At 62.8% G+C, this 18,695-nt stretch carries 11 protein-coding genes and 1 tRNA gene; 7 read left to right on the top strand and 5 right to left on the bottom strand.

The window, feature by feature from the left end; translation table 11 throughout:
* Nucleotides 1-23 precede the first annotated feature (23 nt).
* From L1787_RS03640 to L1787_RS03610, 7 genes are all read left to right on the top strand, one after another.
* Nucleotides 24-1,340 (top strand): recombinase family protein, encoded by a 1,317-nt coding sequence (locus tag L1787_RS03640; RefSeq protein ID WP_235707176.1) that lies wholly within the window; start codon nt 24-26, stop codon nt 1,338-1,340.
* Complete coding sequence (locus tag L1787_RS03635; RefSeq protein ID WP_235707146.1) at nt 1,337-1,726, top strand: hypothetical protein; 390 nt, start codon at nt 1,337-1,339, stop codon at nt 1,724-1,726. Before L1787_RS03640 ends, L1787_RS03635 begins: the two co-directional genes overlap by 4 nt.
* Before the next feature lie 183 nt (nt 1,727-1,909).
* Complete coding sequence (locus L1787_RS25915; protein ID WP_235707145.1) at nt 1,910-2,587, top strand: BrxR family helix-turn-helix transcriptional regulator; 678 nt, start codon at nt 1,910-1,912, stop codon at nt 2,585-2,587.
* 85 nt (nt 2,588-2,672) lie between these two features.
* Complete coding sequence (locus L1787_RS03625; RefSeq protein WP_235707144.1) at nt 2,673-6,185, top strand: DUF8742 domain-containing protein; 3,513 nt, start codon at nt 2,673-2,675, stop codon at nt 6,183-6,185.
* Nucleotides 6,186-6,199: 14 nt separating this feature from the next.
* Entirely contained in the window at nt 6,200-6,838 is a 639-nt protein-coding gene (locus L1787_RS03620) for a hypothetical protein (RefSeq protein WP_235707143.1), read from the top strand.
* A 1-nt stretch (nt 6,839) separates the two neighbouring features.
* On the top strand, nt 6,840-9,746 hold the full coding sequence (locus L1787_RS03615; RefSeq protein ID WP_235707142.1) for a DUF1156 domain-containing protein: 2,907 nt from the start codon (nt 6,840-6,842) through the stop codon (nt 9,744-9,746).
* A gap of 11 nt (nt 9,747-9,757) precedes the next feature.
* Nucleotides 9,758-13,054: a DUF499 family protein gene (locus tag L1787_RS03610; RefSeq protein WP_235707141.1), complete on the top strand. Its 3,297-nt coding sequence runs from the start codon at nt 9,758-9,760 to the stop codon at nt 13,052-13,054.
* 292 nt (nt 13,055-13,346) lie between these two features.
* Here L1787_RS03610 and L1787_RS03605 read toward each other — a convergent pair.
* The 5 genes from L1787_RS03605 to L1787_RS03585 form a co-directional block, all read right to left on the bottom strand.
* Nucleotides 13,347-13,436: transfer RNA gene (locus L1787_RS03605), tRNA-Ser, on the bottom strand.
* Between the two features lie 13 nt (nt 13,437-13,449).
* The gene (locus L1787_RS03600; protein ID WP_235707140.1) at nt 13,450-14,310 is read right to left on the bottom strand and encodes a CheR family methyltransferase; all 861 of its coding nucleotides are present in this window, start codon (nt 14,308-14,310) and stop codon (nt 13,450-13,452) included.
* Nucleotides 14,310-15,440, bottom strand: a complete 1,131-nt coding sequence (locus L1787_RS03595) for a chemotaxis protein CheB (RefSeq protein WP_255720195.1) — start codon at nt 15,438-15,440, stop codon at nt 14,310-14,312. Before L1787_RS03595 ends, L1787_RS03600 begins: the two co-directional genes overlap by 1 nt.
* A gap of 62 nt (nt 15,441-15,502) precedes the next feature.
* Nucleotides 15,503-15,970 carry a chemotaxis protein CheW gene (locus L1787_RS03590; protein ID WP_235707138.1) on the bottom strand — a complete coding sequence of 156 codons (468 nt, stop codon included), beginning with the start codon at nt 15,968-15,970 and terminating at the stop codon, nt 15,503-15,505.
* Nucleotides 15,967-18,648 (bottom strand): hybrid sensor histidine kinase/response regulator, encoded by a 2,682-nt coding sequence (locus L1787_RS03585; RefSeq protein WP_369415053.1) that lies wholly within the window; start codon nt 18,646-18,648, stop codon nt 15,967-15,969. The genes L1787_RS03590 and L1787_RS03585 overlap by 4 nt, the downstream gene beginning before the upstream one ends.
* Nucleotides 18,649-18,695: the final 47 nt, after the last annotated feature.

The raw sequence follows: 18,695 nt of genomic DNA, 5'->3' as shown, positions 1-18,695 counted from the left end.
CTCAAGAACCAGCGGCGGTCGGCATGAAGACGAATCCTGAGATCAAGCTGAAGCGCCGCTGCGCGGTTTACACCCGCAAGTCCTCCGAGGAAGGGTTGGAGCAGGAGTTCAACTCCCTCCACGCCCAGCGGGAGACGTGCGAGGCATACGTTGCGAGCCAGCGCTCCGAGGGCTGGGTGCTGCTGCGCGGCCAGTACGACGACGGCGGTTTCTCGGGCGGAACGCTGGAGCGGCCTGGCCTGCAGGCGCTGATCGCCGACATCGAGGACGGGCTTGTCGACGTCGTGGTCGTCTACAAGATCGACCGACTGTCCCGCTCTCTAGCCGACTTCGCCAAGCTGGTCGAGGTGTTCGACCGCAACGACGTCACGTTCGTGTCGGTCACGCAGTCGTTCAACACGACGACGTCAATGGGCCGGTTGACCTTCAATATCCTGCTCTCGTTCGCCCAGTTCGAGCGGGAGGTCACCGCCGAGCGCATCCGCGACAAGTTCGCGGCGTCGCGGGCGAAGGGCATGTGGATGGGAGGCTGGGCGCCGCTCGGGTACGACGTGAAGGATCGCAAGCTCGCTGTGAACGGCGCCGAGGCGAAGACGGTGCGGATGATCTTCGAGCGGTTCGTCGAGATCGGCTCGGCGACGGTGCTGGCGAAGAAGCTGCGGGCCGAGGGCGTCACGACCAAACGCGGGAACCCGATCGACAAGAAGTATCTGTACCGGTTGCTGAACAACTCGGCCTACATCGGGGGGGCGGCCCACAAGGGCGTGAACTACCCGGGCGAGCACGAGCCGATCATCGATCAGGATCTCTGGGGTAAGGTCCGAGCGATCCTGCAGGAGAGCCCGCGCAAGCGAGCCGCTCGCACGCGCGCCGGAACACCAGCGCTGCTGAAGGGGCTTCTCTTCGGGCCGGACGGCGCCGCCTTCTCGCCCACTCATACCCGTAGGGGCGATCGGCTCTATCGGTACTACGTTAGCCAGACAGTGCTCCGGCATGGCGCGGGGTCCTGCCCCGTCGGCCGCGTGCCGGCGGGCGAGATCGAAGCGGCGGTAATCGACCAATTGCGGGCCGTGTTCCGCCAGCCCGAAATCGTGGCGGGTACGTGGAAGGCGGCGCGCCAAGAGCACCGCGACATCACCGAGGCGGACGTCCATGCCGCTCTGCAGCAGGTGGATCCTACTTGGGATGAGCTGTTTCCCGCCGAGCAGGCGCGCATCGTGGCGCTCCTGGTCGAGCGGATCGACCTCGGCACCGAGGGCCTGAATGTCCGGCTGCGGGTCGATGGCCTCGTCGGGCTCGCGCGCGAGATGCTGGCGGGCGACATGGACCGCGCTGCATGACCCGCAACACGCCGATCCCCGACACCGTGACGGTGCACGTCCCGTTTCGCGTCGTGAAGCGCGGCGGGCGGAAGGAAATCCAGCTGCCGGAGGGTGCACCCTCGAGGTCGGAGCTGGACAACGCGCTGGTCAAAGCGCTGGCGCGCGCCTTCCGATGGGATCGCATGCTGCGGTCAGGAGAAGTCGCAACGATCGCCGAATTGGCCGAGCGGGAGAGGATCGCGCCGTCCTACATGACTCGAGTGCTTCGGCTAACCCTGCTCGCGCCGGACATCGTCGAGGCGATCCTGGACGGCAGACAGACGCCGGACGTCACGCTGGCGCGGGTGCTGGAGCCGTTTCCGGTGGAGTGGCGAGAACAAGGCCGTAGTTGGCCCGCTCGATGATCTCGGGCTTGCCCGTTTGAAGCGGATTAGATAGCCTCACCAAGCACCACTAACTGGGCCGACACAGTTTCTGCGCCCACTGCCTGGGCAGGGTCGGACGTGAGACGCGGTCAGTCAGGATACCGGTGGGGCGTCGAGCAGCGCCTCGAGTTCATAGAGTTCCGCCTGTTCTGGGAGGGACATGTGAACCGCGGCGATCTGATGGACCAGTTCGGGGTCTCGGTGAACCAAGCGTCAACCGACCTGAACCGCTACATTGGCTTCGCGCCGGACAACATGGTCTACGACAAGAGCGCGCGGACCTATGTCCGTGGCAAGGCCTTCAAGCCGCGGTTCCTCGAGCCCGACGCCAGTCGCTACCTTGCCCAGCTGCGCTCGCTCGCGGACGGGATCCTCGACCGCGAGGAGTCGTGGATCGCTGCCCTCCCGCCCTACGCGGCCGCGCCGACGCCGGTGCGCGGGGTTGATCCGATGATGCTCCGCTCGGTTGTTAGTGCCATCCGCCGTAGTGAGTCGATCGAGGTAAAATACCAGTCCATGTCGTACCCCGAACCGCGCTGGCGCTGGATTGCACCGCACGCCATCGCCTTCGATGGTTTCCGATGGCACACTCGAGCCTTCTGTTGCACCGATGACACATTTAAGGATTTCGTCCTTCCACGCATAATAGAAATACGTAAATCCGAACCCTTCAACGTGCAGGTAACGCTAGACAGCGATTGGCAGAGTAGAGTCGCGATTATTTTTGCGCCACACCCGCGACTTTCCCCAGGCCAACGAGCCGCTATCGAATTCGACTACAGAATGTCGGACGGACAAGCGGCTATCACGGTGCGAAAATCGCTTTTTACTACACACTGAAACGTCTTGGGCTGGACACTGACCCTTCCGCGCGATCGCCAAACGATCAGCAGATCGTACTCATAGAGACCCGGGAGGTTGCCGCGTGACGAGGTTGGAAGACATCAAGAATGGCGCTTCTATCGGGGGCGTCGTTCCAAACCAGACCGTTGAGACGGTTTCCGTCGAGTGGATCGGGGACCAGGCGATTAACCTTGTCTACCGGCTTCCTAGCGGGAGCGTTTCGGAGACGACGCTCTATCGCGACGACGAGCATCGCGTAGTTGTCGAGCAGCGCGGCCGAGGTTGGTCCTTCGATGCCGACGGCAATCTCTTGCGCCTCGTTACTGAGGCGAACCGGATCAAACTTGCCCACTACTTCGATCCGTATCTGGCGATCCACACGAGCTTGGTCGATCCGCTCCCGCACCAGATCACAGCTGTCTACGGCGAAATGCTACCACGCCAACCACTGCGGTTCCTGCTTGCCGATGATCCGGGGGCCGGCAAGACAATAATGGCGGGGCTTCTGATCAAGGAGCTGATTGCACGAAGCGATCTTGAACGGTGCCTCGTTGTCGCGCCAGGAAGCCTCGTTGAGCAGTGGCAAGACGAGCTAGGCGAAAAATTCGCCCTCGAGTTCGACATTCTCACCCGTGATATGATTGAGTCGTCGCGCTCTGGCAACGTGTTCGACGATCGCAATCGTCTGATTGCTCGTCTCGACGTTCTTGCGCGCAATGACGAACTTCAGCAAAAACTAGGATCTTCCGCGGAGTGGGACCTAGTCATCTGTGACGAAGCCCACCGGATGTCGGCAAGCTATTTCGGGGGCGACGTCAAATACACGAAGCGGTACCAGCTCGGACAGCAGCTCGGTCAAGTTTGCCGCCACCTGCTGCTCATGTCGGCAACGCCGCACAACGGAAAAGAGGAGGATTTCCAGCTTTTTATGGCGCTGCTGGACGGCGACCGCTTTGAGGGTCGCTTCCGCGATGGGGTCCATTACGCCGACAGCGCGGACATGATGCGCCGGCTGACGAAAGAAGAGTTGCTGAAGTTCGATGGCCGGCCTCTGTTCCCTGAGCGTCGCGCCTATACGGTGAAATACGAACTATCTTCCGAGGAATCGGCGCTTTACAGCGCCGTCACGGAGTACGTTCGCACGGAAATGAACCGTGTCCAGCGGTTCGCGGAGCAAGACGGCAAGAAGCGGAACAATGTGGGCTTCGCGCTCCAGATCCTGCAGCGCCGCCTCGCCTCTTCCCCCGCCGCCATCTACCAGTCACTGAAGCGCAGACGAGAGCGTCTGGAGGCTGAGCTGGCGGAGGCCAGACTGGCACGGAAGGGGAGCCGCGCCGATCTCGGACAGCCGCCCGTCCCCGATGAGGTGATGCGGAACCTGGACGAGCTCGGTCAAGATGAGGTCGATGAGCTTGAGGATCTGATCTCCACTGGTGCTACGACGGCCGAGACGGTTGAGCAGCTGGAAATCGAGGTCCAGACGCTCAAAGGCCTCGAGATCATGGCTCTCGACGTGCTGCGGTCGGGAAAGGATACCAAGTGGACGCAGCTCGATCGTATCCTCGACGATGAATTGATGGTCGATGGCGTCGGAAACCGGCGCAAACTCATCATCTTCACCGAGCCGAAAGACACCCTGCACTACCTTGTTGAAAAGGTGCGGGCGCGGCTTGGAAAGCCGGATGCTGTCGAAGTCATCCACGGGGGCGTGACGCGGGAAGAACGGCGGAAGGTCGTCGAGCGCTTCATGCAGGATCGGGACATGCTCGTCCTGATCGCCAACGATGCTGCGGGCGAAGGCGTGAACCTTCAGCGCGGGCACCTGATGGTCAACTACGACCTACCCTGGAACCCGAACAAGATCGAGCAGCGGTTCGGCCGCATTCACCGGATTGGCCAAACCGAGGTATGCCACCTCTGGAACCTGGTCGCCGCTGAGACGCGTGAGGGCGAGGTGTATGCGCGGCTGCTGGAGAAGCTCGAAGCGGCTCGGGAGGCGCTAGGCGGCCGCGTCTACGATGTTCTTGGCGAGCTGTTCGAAGGAACCGCATTGCGCGACCTTCTTGTGAAAGCAATCCAGTATGGTGAGCAAGAAGACGTCAAAGCGCAGCTCTTCCAGGCGGTGGACGGGGCCGTCGATCAGCGGCACCTTCTTCAGCTGCTTGAGCGCAGAGCGCTGACCAACGACACGATGCCGTCGGCACGCGTCCAAGAGCTGCGGCTCGAGATGGAACGCGCGGAGGCGCAGAGGCTCCAGCCTCACCACATCCAGAGCTTCTTCATCGAGGCGTTCCAACACCTCGGAGGGCAGATCAAGCGCCGCGAAGAGGGGCGCTGGGAGATCACCCACGTCCCCCTCAGCATCCGCGAGCGCGATCGTCAGATCGGCACCGGCGCGCCAATTCAGAAGAAGTATGAGCGGATTTGCTTCGAAAAGAGTAAAATCAATCAGCAACCGGTCGCAGTCTTCGTCTGCCCGGGACACCCACTGCTTGAGTCGGTCATCAGCCTTGTCCGAGAACAACACGACCATCTCATGAAGCGCGGAGCTGTTCTGGTCGACGATACCGACCCCGGCGAGGAGATCACGGCACTTTTCCTGTTGGAGCACAGCGTCCGGGACGGCCGACTAACGGCAACCGGTAAACCGCATATTGTGTCGGAGCGCCTGCAGTTCGCAGCGATCGACCAATACGGCGTGGCGACGAACGCCGGGATCGCGCCTCACCTGAACCTGCGGCCGGCTCGACCTGAGGAGCTGGCGCGTGTTGAGGACTGCCTGCACGCGGACTGGCTTCGCACGGATCTCGAAAAGACCGCTGTCCGCTTCGCCACCGTAGAGCTCGCTCAGAAGCACGTCGCCGAGGTCAAGGCGCGCCGCATTCCGGAGATCGACAAGGTCGAGCGGGAGGTGAAGACGCGGCTCAAGAAAGAGATCAACTACTGGGACGCGCGCGCATTCGAGCTGAAGGAGGAAGAGCGCGCCGGCAAGAAGACCCGCCTCAACTGGCAAAATGCGCAGCGCCGGGCCGAAGAGTTGGCCGAACGGCTGAAGCGTCGCCTGGATGCGTTGGAACAGGAGGGCTTCATCTCCGCCCAGCCTCCCCGCGTCCGCGGTGGGATGGTTGTCATCCCCCACGGGCTACTGGTCGCGCGGGCGCCTGCGCGCGAACTCGCCACAGCCGGCAGCGGCTTCTCGGAAGATCCCATTGCCCGTCGGGAGATTGAGATTGCGGCGATGGAGGCGGTGATGGCGGCTGAACGGGCGCTCGGGAACGCGCCCAGCGACGTCTCGGCCCAGAAGGTCGGCTATGACATCGCGTCATACGACCCGAAGGTGGATCACTTGCGCTTCATCGAGGTCAAGGGCCGTATCGACGGCGCGGACACCGTCATGATCACGCGACAGGAGGTGATCACCTCGCTGCACGAGCCGGACAAGTTCATCTTGGCGGTCGTCCAGGTCGGAGACGGCTTTGTCCACCAGCCGCGATATGTGCGAGGAGCGCTCGACACGCGCGAGCCGCCCTTCGGGCACAATGCGATTCAGTTTAGCATAAAGAGCCTTCTGGAGCGCGCAGTGGCGCCGGCATGAAATCGGATTAAGCCTTGCTCAGATACGACGCTGCCGTCCGGGAAGTCTGCCAAGTCATAGAGAAGGCCGCGCAATCGGCGCTCACCGCCTATGCGGAAGGAGATGCCCCTTGGGAGGAGAATATCACCGACCGCCTTCTCGGCGCGATTAAGATGGGTGTCGACGACCGGCAGATTGCTGGCATCAGCTGGCGGGCGAAGACCCTCAAGACTGGACGAGGTCGGTCTGGCGAGGAAAGCGCAATCGGCGCTGACTTCGTGGGGACCCTAAGCATCGACTTTCCAGAGTACAAAGTCACGAAGGGGTTTCTAGTCCAAGCCAAACGGGCGGAGCCTGGAGGCCGGTTAAAGGACTGGGCGCGCTTGGAGGAGCAGTCAGAAAAAATGCTAGCACAATCCCCCGCATCTTTTGTGCTTCTGTACTCCAACGAGATCGGAATGCGGATCGTCCCGGCGATATCAATACGGGGCCTCGCGTCGCAGGATCCTCTACACCTGTACCATCAAAGCCTGCAGTGGTTTTTTGAGCAACACCTTAAGTGCTTCATTGGAGACCGAAATGTTGATGCAGGCTTTGTGACCCGCGCAATGGCCGCAGACCGAGAGCCCCGACCTGCTTTGCTAGCGCTGTCGGCAACACGAGCTGAAATTTGAGATGCCGTACAAAAAGAAACTCATCGAAGTTGCCATTCCGCTGGAGGCAATCAACGCCGCGTCGGCGCGGGAGAAATCGATCCGGCATGGGCATCCTTCGACGCTGCATCTGTGGTGGGCGCGGCGGCCGCTGGCGGCGTGTCGGGCGGTGCTGTTTTCGCAGCTGGTGGATGATCCATCGTCGCGGGTGGATGAGCTGATGGCAGACCCGAAGCTGCGGAGGCGGGCCGAGGCGGAGCTGCCGGAGCGGGTGGCGGCGTGGGAGAAGAGCAAGGCCTCGGCGCAGGGGGCGGCGGCGAATGCGCCGGAGCCGACGCTGGAGGATGTGGCGGTCGAGATCGAGCGCAAGCGGCTCTTCGCCATCATCGAGGACCTGGTGAAGTGGGAGAACTCGACCAACGAGGAGGTGCTGGAACGCGCGCGGGCCGAGATCCGGAAGAGCTGCGGCGGCGAGCTGCCCCCAGTTTATGACCCGTTCTCGGGCGGTGGGTCGATCCCGCTCGAGGCGCAGCGGCTGGGCCTGCCCGCCTATGGGTCCGACCTGAACCCGGTGGCGGTGATGATCGGCAAGGCGATGATCGAGATCCCGCCCAAGTTCAAGGACAAGCTCCCCATCCACCCCGGCATCAAGGAGCGGTCGTTCTACCGCAACGCCGAGGGGCTGGCCGAGGACGTGAAATACTACGGCGAATGGATGCGCGAGAAGGCATGGGAGCGCATCGGGCACCTCTACCCTCAGGTTGACCTGCCGAAGGAGTATGGCGGCGGCAAGGCAACGGTGATCGCCTGGATCTGGGCACGCACGGTGCCGAGCCCGGACCCGGCCTTTTCGAATGTGCAAGTGCCGATTGCCTCGAGCTTCCTGCTGAGTTCGAAGGCCGGGAAGGAGGCTTGGGTCGAGCCCACGGTGGACCGCCAAGCTAAGACAATTACCTATCGCATCCGACACCGTGGCACGAAGGCCGAGCTCGCGGAGGCTAAGGAAGGCACAAAGGCTGGACGAGGTGCGAATTTCCGGTGCTTGATGTCTGATACCGCGATCACCCCAGACTATACCAAGAAGTCGGGAGCCTCCGGAACGATGGGCGCAGCGCTACTTGCAATCGTTGCTGAGGGAAAGAGGGGACGTGTTTTTCTCGCGCCATCGGACGAACATGCTAAAATAGCCCGTTCTGCGAAGCCGAGCTGGAAGCCTGAAACACCCTTACCAGGAGACATGCGAGCTTTTTGGACGCCGCCCTATGGACTGAAGACCTTCGGTGATCTGTTCACCGACCGGCAACTGGTAGCGCTCAACACCTTCAGCGACCTGGTGCACGAGGCTCGGGCCCAGATCGAAGTCGATGCGGCCGACGCTGGTCTCTCGGTCGCGCCGACTCCGCTTCGCGATGGCGGCAAAGGTCCCAAGGCTTATGCTGAGGCGGTGAGCGTGTATTTGGCCTTCGGCATCAGCAGACTTGCAGATATTTCAAATGCGCTCTGCGTATGGTCGAGTTCCGCAAACCAGGCAGTACATCTCTTTGGTCGACAAGCGATACCGATGGTGTGGAGCTATGCGGAAACGGGGCTATTCTCCGGAATGGCTGGGGACTATCGGACTTCATTGAACAGCATCGTGAAGGTTTTGCTTAGGTTCTCGCCATCCGCTGAGGGCGAAGAGATACAGTCTGATGCTCAGTCAAGGGAGTATTGTTATAAGGCGGTTATTTCCACCGACCCGCCGTACTATGATAACATTGGGTATGCTGATCTTTCCGATTTCTTCTACACGTGGATGAGCCCATCTCTTAAAGTCATCTATCCGGAAACTTTTAGTGTCCTCGTTACGCCGAAAGCTGACGAATTGATTGCAGCGCCATATCGTCATGGCGGAAAGGAGGCAGCGGAAGGTTTCTTCCTTAGTGGAATGACGGCTGCCGTATCTCGAATGGCGCAACAGGTATCTGGTGACTTCCCGACGACAATTTATTACGCCTTCAAGCAAAGCGAAATCGCCGCGGAAGGGATTAGTTCGACGGGCTGGGCTACTTTTCTTGCAGCAGTGATAGATGCCGGGTACTCGATAGTCGGTACGTGGCCAGTAAGGACCGAGCGCGACACCGGTCTAAAAGTCGGTACGAATGTTCTTGCCAACTCGGTCGTCCTCGTCTGCCGCAAGAAGGAAGCCACGGCCGACACCATCACCCGCGCCGAGTTCATCCGCGCTCTGAAACGCGAACTGCCCCCGGCCATCGCCGAGCTTCAGGCCGCCAACATCGCCCCGGCCGACATGCCGCAATCGGCCATCGGCCCCGGCATGGGCGTGTTCTCGCGCTACACCGCCGTGCTCGAGGCTGACGACAGCCCGATGACGGTCAAGACCGCGCTGCAGCTGATCAATGCCGAGCTCGACGACTATCTCGGCGGCATCCAGGGAGAGTTCGACGCCGACACCCGTTTCGCCATCACCTGGTTCGAGCAGAACGGCATGGGCAAGGGCGAATATGGCGTGGCCGACAACCTCGCCCGCGCCCGCGGCATCTCGGTCGACAGCGTCAAGCATGCCGGGATCGTCGAAAGCGCGGCGGGCAAGGTGCGCCTCCTGAAGCGCGACGAGCTCGACCCCACCTGGGCGCCCGAGGACGACGATCACCTGACCGTCTGGGAATGCCTCGCCCACCTCGTGCGCCTGCACCAGAGCGAGGGCCTGTCGCACGACACCGCCGCCCTCCTCAAGCGCTTCGGCCCCCAGGCCGAGGCGGTGAAGGACCTCGCCTACTGCCTCTACGACATCGCAGCCAACAAGCGGCGCGAGGCCTCCGAAGCCACCGCCTACAACGCTCTCATCGCCGACTGGTCGGATCTCACCCAGATGGCCGCCACCGTCTCGCTGGAAGGGCGCGGCGGGCAAATGCGTTTCGAAGTCTAAGGTATTTTACGATGGCCAAGTCCACCCGACAGCACGTCTTCGAGGGCATGGAGCTTCTGCCCGAGGCTCTGATCCCGTTCGTCGAGAAGCGGCTCGAAACCTCACTCACCGGCCATTGGCAGGTGCAGGTGGTGGAACGCGTCTCGGGCCTGCGCCCCAACAGCTCCGGCGCCGTCGGCTGGGACCAGCAGGCGCTCCTGAAGGCGATGATGGCCTTCTGGAAAGAGGCCTTCTCCACCGTCCTCGGCCACCCGGAACGCTCCTACGTCTCGGAGCTGCTCGAGGTGCGCAACCGCCTCGCCCACAACGAGACCTTCACCTACGACGACGCCGAACGCGCCCTCGACACGATGCGGCGGCTCCTCGAGTCCGTCAGCGCCAAGGAGACGGCGGACAAGATCAGCGCTTCCCGCGACACGATCCTGCGCACGAAGTACGCGGAACTCGCCCGCAATGAGGAGCGCCGCAAGACCGCGCGGCTCGACATCTCCGTCGACACGGTGGGCGGCCTTCTCCCATGGCGCGACGTGGTCGAGCCCCACCAGGACGTCGCCACCGGCGAATTCCAGCAGGCCGAGTTCGCAGCGGATCTTGCAAAGGTCCACAACGGCAGCGCCCCGTCGGAGTATCGCAACCCGCGCGAGTTCTTCGCCCGCACGTATCTCACCGACGGGCTGAGCAACCTGCTCATCGGCGCGGCCAAACGGATGAGCGGCGCAGGCGGCGACCCCGTAGTCGAACTTCAGACCAACTTCGGTGGCGGCAAGACGCACTCGATGCTGGCGCTCTACCACATGGTAGGCGGTACTTCGGCCGAGGATCTCCCGGGCTTGGACCAGTTGTTGTCGCGCAATGGCCTGACGGTGCCGACCAACGTCAATCGCGCGGTGCTGGTCGGTACCTCGCGCGGCCCGCAGGACGTGATTGTGCTCGAAAGCGGCCAGAAGATTCGCACGATCTGGGGCGAACTGGCTTGGCAGCTCGGCGGCACCGAGGCGTTCGAGATGCTGCGGGAGAACGATGAACGCGGCATCGCGCCGGGCTCCAACCTCCTAGAAGCGCTCTTCAAGCGATACGCGCCCGGCCTGATCCTGATCGATGAGTGGGTCGCGTACCTGCGCCAGATCTACAAGGTCGCCGATCTGCCATCAGGATCCTTTGACGCCAACTTGTCGTTCGTCCAGTCACTGACCGAGGCCGTCAAGGCGTGCCCTGGCGTGCTGCTGGTCGCGTCGCTGCCGGCATCGCAGATCGAGGTCGGTGGCGAGGGCGGACAGGAAGCGCTCGCCCGGCTCAAGCAGACGTTCAGCCGTGTGGAGTCGTCCTGGCGGCCGGCCAGTCAGGAGGAAAGCTACGAGATCGTCCGGCGCAGACTGTTCAAGGACATACCCGGCGACAAGTTTCACCACCGGGACAACACGCTGAAGCAGTTCGCCAAGCTTTATCGGGAAAACGCGAACGAGTTCCCGAACGGCTGCGCCGACGAGGACTACCGACGGAAGCTGGAGAAGGCTTACCCGATCCACCCGGAGCTGTTCGACCAGCTCTACACGAGCTGGGGCTCCCTAGAGAAGTTTCAGCGGACACGTGGCGTTCTCCGCCTAATGGCTCAGGTCATCCACGAGCTTTGGATGGGCAACGACCCGTCGGTAATGATCATGCCTGGCAGCGTGGCGATCAGCTCTGCGCGGGTCGAGCCGGAACTGCTCCATTATCTCGATACGAGCTGGCAATCGATCATAGCCGCTGACGTCGATGGCGTTTCCTCGACACCCTACAAAATCGATCAATCGGCACCGAACCTGAACCGCTACTCGGCAACGCGCCGTATCGCGCGCGCCGTGTTCATGGGAACCGCGCCGACGCATGCTCAGGAGAACAAGGGGCTCGAGGACAAGCAGATCTACCTCGGCGTGACGCAGCCGGGCGAGCGTCCTGCTATCTTCGGCGATGCCCTTCGCCGGCTCGCGAACCAAGCCAAGTTCATGCATAGCGATCTTGGCCGGTACTGGTACTCCATGTCGGCCAGCCTTAACCGGCTTGCTGCGGATCGTGCCGCGCAATTTGAAGAGGCCCTCGTCCTTCACGAGATTGATAAGGCACTGACGGTCTACATCAACGGCATAGCGGACCGAGGCCACTTCGACGCGGTACAGATTGCGCCGGGCAGCTCTGCTGATATCCCGGACGAAGCTGGCGGTGTCAGGGCAGTCGTCCTGGGCGTTGCACATCCGCATACCGGGCGGGAGGGGTCAGCGGCCTTAACGGAAGCAAAAGACATCATGATGCAGCGAGGAAATACGCCTCGCGTCTACCGCAACATGCTTGTCTTTTTGGCCGCCGAGCAACGGCAGCTCGACAACCTCAAAGCAGCGCAACGCGCTGCTCTCGCATGGTCCGAGATCGTGAAGGAGACTAAGCGCCTCAACCTCACGCAAAGCGATAGCGCACTCGCTGAAGCCAAATTGAAGGAAGCAAGCGAGACTCTGAAGACGCGTATGAAGGAAGCTTGGTGCTACCTGATCTATCCGGTTCAGGACAGCGCGCAGTCTGATGTCGAATGGAGTTCCGCGAAGGTCCCTGCACAGGATGGACTCCTTGCTCGCGCCAGCAAGAAGCTGGTCAGCGATCAAGGCATTTGGCCGGAGCTTGGCCCGGATAATCTCAATCGTCAGCTTGAGAAGTACATCTGGAATGGCAAGCAACATCTGCTCCTCAAGGACCTGTGGGAATATCTTAACCGGTACACATACCTCCCGCGGGTAAAGAACAGATCCGTCTTGTCCAAGGCGGTGCATGCAGCCGTCAGCGGCATGCTTCCGGGTGCGTTCGCGTATGCCGAACGCTGGGATGAGCAAAACGCCACCTACGTGGGCCTTGCGATCTCAGGCGCGTCCGCCACCCAGGCGGTGATCGACGACCAGTCCGTTATCATTAGGCCTGATATTGCGGAGCAACATCGACAGAATAAAACGTCAGCAGTACCCTCGAAAGGACCGGCACCGGTTGTCACTCATGGGCCAGGAGGCGACACCAAGCCTACTCCGGAAGGATCGGTCACACCGTCCCCTGAGCAGAAGCCTACACGCTTCCACGGGACCGTAATGATTTCGCCAGAGCGCCCAGCGCGGGACATCCACCAAATTGTCGAAGCAATCATCGAGCAGTTGACCACTGTGCCGGGGGCCGACGTTTCGATCACGCTGGAGATCGACGCTGAAGTGCCCACGGGTCTCGACCGCGCGAAAGTCCGGACCCTGGTTGAGAATGCAACAACGCTTGGCTTCATCGACAAGATGGTTAAATAATGTAACCAACGGCAGTGGCAGAAGAGCGAAATTTCGACGACGGTGGCAGCACTTCCTCTGACCCCCTCGTCGAAGCAATTTTTAGCTGCGGCATTTCCCCTTTCTATTCAGCGCCTTAAAAGCCCTTCACCGTATCTGTGCAGTCATCAGGTTCGGAGAATTTCGGCCTGGAGAGAGGGCTTTCAGGCCACTTGGCGTCGAAGCCAGTGCTCAGCCCCTCCCGCATAACCCTCGAATATAACGGGAATTTCCGGCCGCAGCCGGATCGGGAGAACGCTTTCGCTAGGGCAGCTGGCGGATGGGGTGGGATTCGAACCCACGAGACGGTTCCCCGCCTGCCGGTTTTCAAGACCGGTGCCTTCAACCGCTCGGCCACCCATCCGTGCGGCGGCACCTTATGCGCAAATTTTGTCCGTGGCGAGGGCCGCCGGCTTTCCGGTCACAGGGGCGCGCAGGTACACATTGCGCCATTCGGTGTGGCGGACGAAGGCATCCGTCAGGCCGAGCGTCGTCTCCGCACCGCCGAGAACGAGATAGCCGTCCGAGGGGACGATACTCGCGATCCGGTTCAGGACATCGGCCTTCGTGACCCGGTCGAAATAGATGAGCACGTTCCGACAGAAGACGATGTCGACCGGCCCGACACGATCGAACGGCTCCAGCAGATTGCGGCACTGGAAATTGATGCGAGAGCGGATTTTCGGCAGAATCACGAAGTGATTGCGCGCCGTTTTCTGGAAGTATCGGTCGAGATAATGTTGCGGCACACCGCGCCCGACCTCGAAGGCGGTGTATTCGCCCATACGGGCACGCGTCAGAGCTGCTTGCGAGAGGTCGCTCGCGAGGATCTCGATCGGGTGGTTGCGCAGCCGGCCGCCATTCTCCTCGAGGAGGATGGCGATCGAATAGGGCTCCTGCCCGGTCGAGGCGGCAGCGCACCAGATGCGGATCGGCCGCCCGCCCCGTGCGGCGATGAGCTTGGGAAGCATCATCGCCGTCAGCGCCTCGAACGGCTTCGTGTCGCGGAAGAAGAGCGACTCGTTGGTCGTCATCGCCTCGACGACCTGCTCGACGATTTCGCGCGAGCCCGGCGTCTTCATCCGCGCGACGAGCGTGCCGATGTCCTTCAGCCCGAACTGTTCGAGGATCGGCTTGAGTCGCGTCGTGATCAGATACGCCTTGTCCGTCGTCAGCGCGAGGCCTGAGCGCTCCTTCAGAAGGCGCCTGAGGTAGGAGAAGTCTTCCTCCAACAGCATCAGAGCGCTCCCTTCATCGCCAACTGGATCGCCGCCGAAATCTCACCCAGCGGAATCACCTGATCGACGACACCGGCTCCGACCGCCGCACCCGGCATCCCCCATACGACACTCGATTCGCGGTCCTGGGCGAACACCCGTCCGCCCGCCGCCGCGATGACCTTCGCGCCCTCGCACCCGTCATTGCCCATCCCCGTGAGGATGACGGCGAGAAGATTGCGGCCATAGATCTCCGCCGCTGAGACGAACAGAACGTCGGCCGACGGGCGGCAGAAGTTGACCGGGGGCGTTTCCGTAAGGCGGAGCCGCCGCGTCGAACCGCTTTGCGAGACGATCATGTGAAAGCCGCCGGGGGCGATCCGTATCTCGCCGGGCGAAAGCGTCTCCTCGTCCTTCGCCTCGACGGCGCGCCAAGATGTTGCGCGCGTGAGATGCTCGGCGAGGATCGGGGTGAACGCCGCCGGCATGTGCTGGACGATGAGCACCGGCACATCGACGCTGGCGGCCGGAAGGCGTGAGAAGAGAGTGATCAGCGCCTGGGGACCGCCGGTCGAGCTCGCGACGAGGAGAACCTGTGGCGGCGCACCGCGCAGCGGGCGAGGCCGCATTGTGCCGGACGACAGGCGCGTCGGAACGGCCGCGCCGAGCGACGCATCGCCGGCACGGGCGAGCGATGGGCCGGGCCCGGCTCTCGATCCCGGCGCCTCCGGGCGTGAGAGTGACGCTCCGGCGGGGCGCGGCGGCGCACCGGCGGCGGTCCCCGATCCGTGGCCGTTGCCGCGGCGCAGCCCCTGCACGATCTCTTCGGCGATGGAGCGGTAGGCGAGCGGCTCGTCGACGGCCGGCTTCAAAATGAAGGTCGCACCGCGCTCCGTCGCCTCCGCGCGCATCGCCCGGCCGTCCAGCGTGTCGGGGGCGAGAACCACCACCGACATCTTCGGATTGCTACCGACGATCTGGCGCAACAGCGCAAGGCCGCGCAGACCGGGAAGCTCGACATCGAGGATGAGCGCGTCCGGATTGTCGTCCGCCTCCCGACCCTCGCCGCAGGGCGACGCCGACTGCAGAGCGAGCACGAATTCCGAGCCCCTCGCAGCAAAGGCGCGTCGCAACGCTGTTCGCAACGCCATCGAATGCGCCAGGAGCTGGACGCGGCGTGGTCTCGTCCGTTCCGCCGGCAGATCGGTGAGCGTCACGCGCTGGCCAACGTCACGACATTGTCGAACAGACGATCGACAGCGACGATGAGAACGAGATGACCGTCCGAGCGCTGAACGCCCGTCACGATCTCGCGCCAACGGCGATCGAGGTTCATCGGCGCGGGCTCCCTCTCCGCCGAGCTGGAGCGCAGAACATCCCCCATCTGGTCGACGGCGAGGCCGAAAAGCTCGTTCTGCCGCTCGATTCCGATCGCCATCGTCAACTCATTTGCCGCTGGCGAAAAGCCGAGGATCTGGCGCGTATCAACAGCCGTCACCAACCGCCCACGCAGATTGAGAACCCCGATAATCCCCGGTGGCGACTGCGGCACCGTCGTGATGCGCGTGAGGAGAAAGACCTCGTGCACGGCGCTGATCGGCAACGCGAACCAATGACCGGCGAGCTTTGCGGTCACGTATCCTTCCGCCTCGTCGACGATGACTTTGTTCTGCCTGCTCACGCCGCGATCTCCTCGCTTCGGGGCCGCGTGAAGTCGCGCAACGATTGGAGAAGGCCATTGCGATCGAGCTTCGAGATGTAGTCGGAGAAGCCCGCCGCGCGCGCCCGCTGGATCGCGTCCTCGTCGATGAGGCCGGTCAGCGCCAGGATCGGCACGTGATTGAGCCGCTCAATCCGCCGCACGGCCTTGGCGAAGGCGAAGCCGTCCATCTCCGGCATGTCGACGTCGGTGACGATCACGGACGGGACCATGCCCGCTTCGAGCTTATCGAGAGCCTCGACGCCGGATTCGCACACCACCGGATCGAAGCCGGCCGAGCGCACCACCGGCGCGACGAGATTGCGGAAGAAGACGCTGTCGTCGACGAGAAGGATCTGATCCATGCTCGCGGCGAGCTTGCGGTTCATGTGCGGCTCGAACCAGTGCGCCGAGGCGAGGCCCAGGAAGTAGCTGACGTCGATGATCTCGGCCGCCGCACCGTTGATGATCGCACTGCCGAGGATCCCGACCTCCTCCGATGGGATCTGCACCTCCACGCTGTCCTCCACGATGTCGATGATCTCGTCGACGAGGAGGCCCATCGAGCGGCCTGCGTCCGACATCACGAGAAGCGGCTTGCGCTCGCCTTCGCTCGGATCCGGCGGATTGCCGAACCAGACGAGCGGGATCAGCTCGTTATTATACTGGATGTGCCATTGACCGTTGCTCTGCTCGGCGTCGGCGAGCGAGATTTCCTCGAGCCGCGTGATCAGGCTGATCGGCAGTGCCTTGCGGTTCTTGGTGTTGGCGCGGAACATCAAAAGAAGCTGCTTGTCCTCCGCCGCCTCGATCTCCTCGGCCTGCTTGTTGACCGCCTGAACCGCCGCCTCGCTGGGGTTTGATGCCGCCGAGCGCACGCCATTCGGATCGACGATCATGATGACCCGGCCATCGCCCAGGATCGTCGAGCCGGAAAAGATCTCGAGCCCGCGAAGCGCCGCCGGCATCGGCTTGACGACGATCTCCTCCGTTCGCGCCACGGTGTCGACGAGCATCCCGAAACGAAGGCCGCGCGCGCGCATCACCATCACAAACCCGCGGGTGTTCTCGTCGGCGTTTCGCGGCACGCCCATCTCATCGAGGCTCGACGGCAATTGCAGCACGGACTTGAGGTCCACCACCGGCAGAAGGCGATCGCGCGAACGCAGCACCGGCGCTTCCTTGATGAGCTGAATCGAGTGCGGGCCGCCCGGCTCCACTTTCAAAAGCTCGTCGACCGAGGTTTGCGGGATCGCGAAATCCTCGTCGTCGACGCCGACGATGAGCGCGCGCAAGATCGCGAGCGTCAGCGGGATCTTCAGCGTGAAGACCGACCCCTGCCCCTTGTTGGAGCGCACGTCGATCGACCCGCCGATCCGCTCCACGTTGGACTGGACGACGTCCATCCCGACGCCGCGTCCCGAGACGCTCGTCACCGTTGCAGCGGTCGAGAAGCCAGGCTCGAAGATGAAGGAAAACACGTGCTCGGCCGACATGCGCTCAGCCTCTTCGGCCGTCGTGATGCCGCGCTCGACCGCCTTCGCCCTGATCTTGTCGACGTCGAGCCCGCGTCCGTCGTCGGCGATCTCGACCAGGATCTGACCGCCTTCATGATAGGCGTTGAGGGTGATCTTGCCCTTTTCCGGCTTTCCGGCCGCGATCCGCTCGAGCGGCATTTCGAGACCGTGATCGGCCGCGTTGCGCACCATGTGGACGAGCGGATCCTTGATGCTTTCGAGCACCTGACGATCGAGCTCGGTGTTCGCACCCGACATTTCGAGTTCGATCTGCTTGCCGAGATTGGAGGACACGTCGCGCACGATCCGTGGCAGCTTGCGCCAGGCATTCCCGATCGGCTGCATGCGGGTCGACATCACCGCCTGCTGCAATTCGCCGGTGACTGTCGAGAGACGCTGAAGGGCGAGCTTGTGGTTCGTTCGCTCCTCGTGGCGCATCACCTCGGTGAGTTCGTTTCGGGTGAGGACCAATTCCGAGACGACCGTCATCAGATGCTCGAGCGTCTCGACGGAGACGCGAATCGAGCGGTCGCCGCCTTGGTCGCCGCCTTCGGCCTTCTCTTGTTCCGCCTTCGCGGCCGGCTTGGTGCTCGCATCGTTGGCGGGCGGCGCCTTCGGGGGTGATTTGGGCGTCATGGCGGTCGCCGCGAGTTCGCTGGCGCCGCCGTCGCCGGTCGGCTCCGCGACGGCCGCCATGGGGCTCTCGTCCGCCGCCGCTCCAGCGTCCGCCTCCGCCTCCGCGGGGGGTGCAGCCGGCACGTCACTGCCCGCCTCGTTGAGCGCGCTGATGATCGCCTCGTCGGACCCTTCGGGCTCCTGCCCGCTATTCGCCTCGATCGCGGCGAGAATCTGCTTCAACCGATCCGCGACGCGCAGCATGGCGTCGATCGCCTCGTGCGTGACCGGCTCGCCATTGCGCATCCGGTCCATCAGGCTTTCAGCCGCATGCGCGAGCCCCGCCATGCGCGGCAGGCCGAGGAATCCGCATGTTCCTTTGATGGTGTGCATCATCCGGAACAGCTCGTTGACCATCGCCGTGCCGTCCGCCTCGTTCTCGAGTTCGACGAGGCGAATGTCCACTTGCTCCAGTGATTCGTAGGTGTCCGTGATGAACTCCGCGAGGAGATCGTCCATTCCGTCCATGCTCGTCCTCCTCAGGCAGCGGCTTGACCGAGTACGCTGTCGAACTC

The organism is Acuticoccus kalidii, assembly GCF_021556395.1.
In the GTDB taxonomy this organism is placed as follows: domain Bacteria; phylum Pseudomonadota; class Alphaproteobacteria; order Rhizobiales; family Amorphaceae; genus Acuticoccus; species Acuticoccus kalidii.
This window is presented reverse-complemented; position numbering and strand designations above follow the sequence as displayed.